Here is a 7723-nt window from a genome sequence, read left to right on the forward strand (position 1 = left end):
GTTGTCTTTCCGAAGCACGGAATCAAGCGCCGCAGGATGTGTGTGCGGGCTCTCTGGAGCATGCCCATGAACCGTGTCATTCAGTAAGAAGCTCACCCGCTTGAGCGGGTTGAGAGTGTCACCGATCCTCTCCGGTCGTCGTTCCGTCGCACCCCAGGGCTAAAACAATGCCAGCCCCCAACAAATCATTTCGTTAGATTGGCTTTTTGGAGATATCCGGTCCCAGACTCGTCGCGCGCGGCCGGCGAACGGGTCCGTCATAGCGCACGCCGTTCGTCGGACAGCCAAAGCACGACACGGCACACCTTGCGAGAAGATCGGTCTCGACTATGCTTTACAGCACGGGGGCGATTATGCGGGACCACAGACGATGAGCGGTGTCGCCGACGGCGGCATCGCACACAACGATGCGCCGCGACGCAGGATATTGGTGGTGGACGACGATGACGGCCTGCGCGCCGGGCTTGCGATCGGCTTAAAACGCGACGGCTATACGGTTCAGCTTGCGTGCGACGCCGCCGAAGCGATGGAAAAGCTCGCGCACGCGGATTTCGACCTCATACTGCTTGATCTGCGTCTGCCAGGGCCCATCGACGGCCTTGGCCTGCTCAACAGCATCCGCGCCGAGCGCTCGCCCCTAAATCTGCCGATCATTATCATCTCCGGGTCGTCCGATACCGTGAACATCGTTACGGCCTTACGGGACGGCGCCAACGACTATGTCGTGAAACCCTTTGACGCCAGCACAGTGCGCGCCCGCGTGCGCACACAGATCACATTGAAGGCCCTGAAGGACGTGAACGACCACTTCCTCCGGACTGCAAGCCATGATCTCAAAAAACCCATCATGCTCATGCTCGATGTGGCAAGCCAGATTCGGCTAACGGCCACAACGGGGGAACCGATGTCGGCGGACGATCAATCGGCCCTCGATCTTCTTATCGACACGGGCAAATACATGCAGCAGATCATAGGTGAACTGCTCGACATGGGCGCCATTCGCGCCGGCCGCGTCCATCTCCAAAAACAATCCACCGACTTCGGCGCCATCGTCCGACAAGCGGTTGCCCACAACTTAGGCTACGCGCACGGCAAAGGCATAGAACTCGACCTCAAGTTCTCCCCCGGCATCCCACACATCCTCGCCGACGAACTACGGCTCCTGCAGGTACTGGACAACCTGATCGGGAACGCCATAAAGTTCAGCCCGCCCAAGACGCACGTTGTGGTCTCCACATCAGCCGATAACGAGCAGATCATGTGCGAGGTCGTAGACGAAGGGCCTGGACTGTCACCCCAGGATCAGACCCGCCTCTTCCAACCTTATCAATCGCTCAGCAACAAGCCCACAGGAAACGAACAAAGCACGGGCTTGGGCCTTGCGATCTGCAAAGAACTGATAGCGCTCCACCAAGGCGATATCGGGGCCCACAACAACCCGAATGGGGGCGCGACATTCTGGATACGCGTGCCGATCAAACCGCAGCCTGCCCAGGACACCACGGTCCTCGAGCAACCCAAGGCCGCGCGCCAAGCGACCTAGGAACGCCTGTCGCTAAACGCAGTCACAGTCGACGCCGACGACGCCCGCCCTCCGATCACCTCGACGGAAGGCAAAGTGGAGAGGGTCTGCCCCCCTGGATCGGGGAGACCTGGCCCCACCCTAAAGAGCGTGATCTCGGGCGGCGCAAGCAAGCGAAACGGCGGCCCCCAGGCGCCGGTGCCACGACTCACGTAGAGGTAGGAGGCGCGCGCCAAGCGAAACAGCCCAGCATGCGCCGGATAGTACAGGCGGGTAAGAAAACCGAAGGGGAAGATCTGCCCCTTATGGGTGTGTCCCGAAAGCTGCAGATCGAAGCGGGTCTCGGACCCGGGCAACACATCGGGACGGTGCTTCAGCAGAACCGTAAAGGTGTCATCCGAGACTCCGCGCAGGATCTGCGCCTCGCAGCGCGCCGCCTCCCCTGGCTTGCTCGCCGCCGGATCATCAACGCCCACGAGCCGCAGCCCCGGAACGACGACTGCGGTGTTGCGCAGCACGACGAAGCCGCAACGTTCCATGAAGGGCAGCGCTGACTCAAGACCCGCGTAACACTCGTGATTACCTATCACGGCGAACTTACCAAAGCGCGGCTTGAAGGCCGCCAAGGCCTCGGTGACGGGTACCGCGAGTCCCGCGTGCGAGTCGATCAAGTCACCGGTCGACACCACGACATCCGGTTCATGCTCTTGAAGCCTCTTTAGGAGCGTCTGGATGCGACGATGCCCATTCATCGTGCCGATATGAACATCCGATATCTGGGCTATGCAAAGGACTGTGGAGGGGCCGACGTCCTTTGTGGTCGGGACGTTGATCGTCTCTACCTGAATGCGCGATCTCTCGAAAAAGGCGTAGATCGCCAATAGGCCGGTCAAGCTCAGACTCAATATCAACGACGAGACGCGGGCTGCGGCATGGGAGGGTGCGCCCACAAGAACAAACCAGCCCCCAAGCATGAGGTCGGTCGCAAGCCGCGCCATGGTGAACAGCAGTACGAGACCCGCCCAGGTGTAGCCGATCCACGACAAGACCCGTCCGACACGCTTGAACGGCTGCCGGTCCATGCGGCGTGCGAAAAACGGGGTAAGTCCAAGACCGAGAAGCACTCCACCGAGAACGGCGGACGCGGGTAGAGAAAGCGCGAAGCCAACCACCAGGACGTGCCATATAAACACGTGAGCCAAGCCGTAAAGCGCCATGAAAAAAGGAAAGATCATCGACGATACCTCGAAGGCCAGACGCTATTGTGCCGCACGAGCACGGGCGCTCCCATGCACCTTTAGACACCCGCGTCGGAATCCCCGGCAAGCGGGCCCCCGACAGGTGAACGTAAGAGTTCAGTCAGGAAACCTGGGCGGCGAACGCGTTCTCGACGATGCCGGCAAAAATACGATCGAGCTCGGCCCCGAGGGCAACGAGATCCGGGTGGTCGTACCGGGCGAAGACCTGCGAGGGACGGCGATAGGCAGTGATCGTGCGGCCATCTGCGACGTAGATGTGAAGACGCAAGGGGATATCAAGACCCGCCGCCTTGCGCGCCGACCACACGCGTACAGCAAAATCCGGCCGGAAAATCTCCAATATCTGGTCACAGTCGACCACAAGCCCCTTCTTGGCGGCGTTCGCCTGGCCGTTGATGTGGGCCACAAGCCCCATAGGCACCTGGGCGACCGCCGCTATGAGGCGTTCGACCGTCTCCTTGCACCCATAAGGCGACGACACTTGAACAAGATCATCATACACTTGCTGCACCTCCCGCATTCCGATAAAGCCCTCGGCATCGGCCTCAGTCATGTAACGTATTCCGATTCTCGCCCGGATGGCATACGCGATGGCTTTCAGTTGACCGCCGAACAAAACGGGCCTTGCAAATCCAACCTAAAAATCGACGGGCACGCGCCCTCCGTGGGCCGAAGATGAAAAGTATGCGCCCATACTTTATCATTCTGAGCTTCGACCCTCACACAAAATCCGCCCGGAGAGAAGACGACATGCGCCTGACATCGACCCTCACCGCGATCCTCTGGATTACGCCCGCGGTAATCGCGGCGCATGCCTCAATCACGTCTGTGGTCCCCAACCCGTGCGGGGGGCCCTCAGGCCTGCTTGCCGAGCTCGATCGCCCAACCGTGGGCGACAGCGCGTGCGTGGCGGCACCGGGGCGGGCCATCGTGGAGCTGGGCTACGCCCATCTCAACACAAACGCCGGTACTCGACAAACGCTCCCACAAACTGAGATCCGATTCGGTCTGCCGCAACGCAACGAATTCGTGCTCCTTCCCCCGAATGCAATCTACGCCGCAAATGAACACGGCGCGGAGACGGATTACAGCGCCGCGGTTATGGGAGTCAAGCACGAATGGGGTTACTCCCACCGCTGGATCTATACCGGCGAGGTCCTGTTCACGGCCCCCGGAACATACAACGCGAACGGGACCGCCGATGGCTGGGGGTCGGCCATCAACGGAATTGTGGGCTACAACCTCACAAATACCGTCGCTCTCGGGCTCATGCTCGGCGTGACGAGCCTTTACGATCAACAAGGGCGCCGCTACACGAGCGTGAACCCAGATTTCACGGCCACTTGGCTCATCGATCCGCGCTGGCAGCTCTACGGCGAGGTCTATGGGCAAACCCATACGGCCGCAGGGGCCGGCAGCGGCTGGGACTCAGACGGCGGCATACAATATCTCGTAACGCGACGCGTCGAAGTCGACGCGGAGATCGGGCAGCGCCTGTCGGGCGCCCTAGGCGGGTATCGTAATTATTGGGGCTTGGGCGCGGGATGGGAGTTCTAGGAGCAGACGGCTCCGATACAGCCGGCGGCGAACGGGAAGGGGTCACGAAGTTCCATCTTCGCTACACGCGACGCGCGCCGCTCGCCGCCGCGCGCGTCGCCACCTTACAGGGGTGGCGCCAAATCCTCTTCGATCTGGGGCTCATAGGGCAGGAGGCTACGGACAGCGGCCTCATAGGCTTCGGAAATGTCAGCGAACGCTTCGATGCCGGGCAAAAGGGCCAAGAACGCTTCCTGATCACGGCCACCCAAACCGGCCACAAGGCCGTGCTCACCGCCAAGGATTACAGCCTAGTTACGGGCTGGGATCTCGCCGCCAATCGCATCGACGCCGAGGGCCCCTCGCCACCCTCCTCCGAGTCCCTGACGCACGCGATTTTCTATGCCTCGCTCGCCGACGCCCGCTACGTCTTCCATGGCCACTCGCCCGAAATCTGGTCCTGCGCCGACGCTCTCGGACTCCCATCGACAGCGCGCGATGCACCCTATGGGACCCCCGAAATCGCCCGCGAGGTCCAGGCTCTCCTCGCCCTACCCGACTGTCGCGCGGCAGGCCTTGTGGTCATGGGCGGCCACAGAAACGGGGTCATAAGCTTCGCCGCCCGCGCCAAGGACGCCGGCGACACTCTCATCCAGACCTTGGCGCGCGCCCGCGGCTTCGCACCGACCCCCAAGACCTAGCCCCTAGCCACATTTATACTCGCACAATAGGTGCGCGAGAGACGGATGGCTAATCGCGGAAGCGCCGGCCACGGAGACGGATGCCTGTCTATACGGCCGGCCGCCCGCAGATTTTGGTCCATTCAGGGATACATCGGATCCATACATCCGCGCCACGGAAATACCGACACCGGACTCGAAGGAGTCGGCACTATTGTCGCCTGTGGACCCAATGTCAACGCAATCGACCTGGGCACACGCGCTGTGTTCCGCGCACCCGGCACGTGGGCGGAATATACGGTCGCCCCGACGTCACGCATATGTCCAGTACCACCTGGGGCCCCGATCGCGTCGCCTATTCGCGCTCAATCCGCTCACGGCCCAGGGGTTGCTGAGTGAGTGCGCCCTGCCCACGTCTTCCCGGCTCCTAGTCACGGCGACGCGATCAGTCGTTGCTCGCGTTTTAGTGGAATTGGCCCGGCACAAACATATACAGACCGCGCTCCTCGTACGCGACGGTAATGGCTATGCTGTTTTACAAGGAAACCCGGGCACCTCGTGGCCCATGGGGACAGCGCAGCGGAGACTTTGAAGATCGTCGTAGATAATGAAGGAGGTGTTCATGCCGCGCTTGATGCCATAGGAGGCGCGAATATGCTTGCGCTTATAGACGCACTCGAGCCTCGCGGCCAATTGATTTCCTACGGCGTTCTCGACGATAGCGATATCACGCTTAAGGCGTCGCGCATTTTGTACAAGAACATGCCGTGGCAGGGGTTCGGAATCGACGGCTGGCTGGATCATGTCGCGCCAGGGGAATTGGCCGCCGCGCAGCGAGCGCTCTGGCCAATTCTCACGAACAAACCAGACCTGCTCCCATCATAGACCGCTTCCGGCTATCCGAGGTTCGAGACGCCATCCGCGCTGTGCGCACGAAAACGCGACGTGGGAAGATACTATTGATATAGGGACCGGGCAGCGGACCCTCTCTTGGCCACCCGCCCATCCAACTGGCCGATCGGTGCGATCCGCGTGACGGAAACGTACGACAACCATACGAAGCGATTTGCAACCGTCGTCACGAGCCCTGGGTCTTGCGCACAATTTCCCGGGTAATAACCGCGTAGTCATCGGCCTTGCGAGTCAGGTAGTCCAAGCTGTTACCCTGGGCATATGCGTTATGTCGATACTGGTATAGCAAGGACCACAGGCCCTAATCACGGAGAGCTTCACGCAAATATCCGGCCGATTAACGCGATGCACTACTCTTGCCATGGTCGACCTTATAAAGACAACAACGACCCATCGGGGGCCTCGCAGTCGGTCTGCGGCATTACTCCGTGAAGTGTGGGCGGGGCGCGTTCTTGCCCTAACTCGCAGCGACAACTCAATTACCGCGTTTCGACCGATTCCGCCGCGACGCAGAAAGACATATCACTCAGGCGTACGCCCAGCGCGAGTCGCCCAGGAAGGCGCAACACGGTGACGTAAGGCTTCTATGAGCATCCAGAGGATTCCAAGATCTTACGCATCACCGCCAACGCGAGGTCGGAACGCTTTGGGATTCCGAAGCGCGCGTCACCATATGGAAAGGCTTTGCGCTCGCCCGTGAAGCGGTAGCCCATGCGCAAGTACCAGGCCACAAGATCGCGCCGAAGATCGATCACCGTGATCTCCGCTTGCTGTACACCCCAATGGGCCTTTGCCCAGCACTCGGCATAGGTGACGAGGGAACGCCCGATTCCTTGCCCCTGAATGGCAGGGCGAACCGCGAAGAGCCCGAACGCCGCCACAGTGGACGACACCCGCTCAAGATGGATACACGCGCCAAGCTGACCTTCGACGCGCGCGAGCAGGACACGACTCCCATCGCGCACGAGGATATCGGCCAACATATCGGCGTCAATGCGCTGCCCACCCAATAAATGCCCCTCGCTCGTCCACCCCTTGATCTGACCAGTCGCGCGATAGGCATCATTGACGAGCGCCGCGATCCCCGCGGCCTCATCGACTCGGGCAAAAACCCATTCGGGAACTGCGGACATGACTCCCCTCCGGCCGTTATGAGCGCCCATCTTAGTGCGTGCCACGCGCAAGCGCCAAACAGGTTGTGTCCGTCCCGTTAATGAAGTAGCCGCCCCTCTAAATGGCATCTCGATGTGCCTCATTTTGGTGGGAGGAGGCCATTCAGACCGCCTGCCGAGCGGTTCTCGGCGCTATTCTTCTAAGGGACCCCTGTTGAGATAGTGGCTGTCCTCAAGGCACGTCTCGTGGCTCTCCATGCAAAGATCTCGCACAAGCCTGAGAGACGATTCGGTGTTTGGGAAAATGCCGCAGCACCCGGGCCCGGCGCTTGATCGCCTCATTCAGCCGCTCCTGCCCGTTGGTGAATTGGAGATGCTTGCGGTACGCCCGGGGCAGCCGGCGGGAGGCTAGGGTCTCGCCGATATAGTCCTCGACCCCATTCGTGAGCTTCGGGTACTTCGTGGCCCACTTCGCAAGCCAACCCGCGAGATCCCGTTGGGCTTCAGTCGATCCCGCCGATCATAAGGCTCCTGCAAACCATCGTCATCGGTCCCGGGCGGGATAGGCCAGTGCGTTGTGGTGACACTCTCAACCCGCTCAAGCGGGTGAGCTTCTTACTGAATGACACGGTTCATGGGCATGCTCCAGAGAGCCCGCACACACATCCTGCGGCGCTTGATTCCGTGCTTCGGAAAGACAAC

The 7723-nt window shown here is 60.9% G+C and carries 7 protein-coding genes and 1 pseudogene; 4 read left to right on the forward strand and 4 right to left on the reverse strand.

Annotation, left to right across the window (positions count from 1 at the left end):
* Nucleotides 1-370: 370 nt before the first annotated feature.
* Complete coding sequence (locus ACYCTF_RS13830) at nt 371-1543, forward strand: hybrid sensor histidine kinase/response regulator (protein ID WP_461284333.1); 1173 nt, start codon at nt 371-373, stop codon at nt 1541-1543.
* Here the strand turns inward: ACYCTF_RS13830 and ACYCTF_RS13835 are convergent.
* Together ACYCTF_RS13835 and ACYCTF_RS13840 are read right to left on the reverse strand one after the other, a co-directional pair.
* A complete protein-coding gene (locus tag ACYCTF_RS13835) occupies nt 1540-2757 on the reverse strand; it encodes a metallophosphoesterase (protein WP_461284332.1) in 1218 nt (405 codons plus the stop codon). The genes ACYCTF_RS13830 and ACYCTF_RS13835 overlap by 4 nt on opposite strands.
* A 124-nt stretch (nt 2758-2881) precedes the next feature.
* Nucleotides 2882-3334: a DUF302 domain-containing protein gene (locus tag ACYCTF_RS13840; RefSeq protein ID WP_461284331.1), complete on the reverse strand. Its 453-nt coding sequence runs from the start codon at nt 3332-3334 to the stop codon at nt 2882-2884.
* 197 nt (nt 3335-3531) lie between these two features.
* On the opposite strand from ACYCTF_RS13840, the gene ACYCTF_RS13845 reads away from it, so the two are divergent.
* The 3 genes from ACYCTF_RS13845 to ACYCTF_RS13855 all read left to right on the forward strand — a co-directional run bounded on the left by ACYCTF_RS13845 (nt 3532) and on the right by ACYCTF_RS13855 (nt 5882).
* Nucleotides 3532-4338: a hypothetical protein gene (locus ACYCTF_RS13845; RefSeq protein WP_461284330.1), complete on the forward strand. Its 807-nt coding sequence runs from the start codon at nt 3532-3534 to the stop codon at nt 4336-4338.
* On the forward strand, nt 4326-5018 hold the full coding sequence (locus ACYCTF_RS13850) for a class II aldolase/adducin family protein (protein WP_461284329.1): 693 nt from the start codon (nt 4326-4328) through the stop codon (nt 5016-5018). The genes ACYCTF_RS13845 and ACYCTF_RS13850 overlap by 13 nt, the downstream gene beginning before the upstream one ends.
* A 567-nt stretch (nt 5019-5585) precedes the next feature.
* Entirely contained in the window at nt 5586-5882 is a 297-nt protein-coding gene (locus ACYCTF_RS13855; RefSeq protein WP_461285063.1) for a hypothetical protein, read from the forward strand.
* A 611-nt stretch (nt 5883-6493) separates the two neighbouring features.
* Here the strand turns inward: ACYCTF_RS13855 and ACYCTF_RS13860 are convergent.
* Both ACYCTF_RS13860 and ACYCTF_RS13865 read right to left on the reverse strand, forming a co-directional pair.
* Nucleotides 6494-7042, reverse strand: a complete 549-nt coding sequence (locus ACYCTF_RS13860) for a GNAT family N-acetyltransferase (protein ID WP_461284327.1) — start codon at nt 7040-7042, stop codon at nt 6494-6496.
* Between the two features lie 171 nt (nt 7043-7213).
* A pseudogene (locus tag ACYCTF_RS13865) lies at nt 7214-7585 on the reverse strand (transposase); the annotation flags it as partial.
* Between the last annotated feature and the right edge of the window lie 138 nt (nt 7586-7723).

It is taken from the genome of Acidiferrobacter sp. (assembly GCF_054609335.1).

Coding starts and splice junctions, on each gene's coding strand:
- ACYCTF_RS13830 (WP_461284333.1), top strand. CDS start 371: ATGAGCGGTGTCGCCGACGGCGGCATCGCACACAACGATGCGCCGCGA.
- ACYCTF_RS13835 (WP_461284332.1), bottom strand. CDS start 2,757: ATGATCTTTCCTTTTTTCATGGCGCTTTACGGCTTGGCTCACGTGTTT.
- ACYCTF_RS13840 (WP_461284331.1), bottom strand. CDS start 3,334: ATGACTGAGGCCGATGCCGAGGGCTTTATCGGAATGCGGGAGGTGCAG.
- ACYCTF_RS13845 (WP_461284330.1), top strand. CDS start 3,532: ATGCGCCTGACATCGACCCTCACCGCGATCCTCTGGATTACGCCCGCG.
- ACYCTF_RS13850 (WP_461284329.1), top strand. CDS start 4,326: ATGGGAGTTCTAGGAGCAGACGGCTCCGATACAGCCGGCGGCGAACGG.
- ACYCTF_RS13860 (WP_461284327.1), bottom strand. CDS start 7,042: ATGTCCGCAGTTCCCGAATGGGTTTTTGCCCGAGTCGATGAGGCCGCG.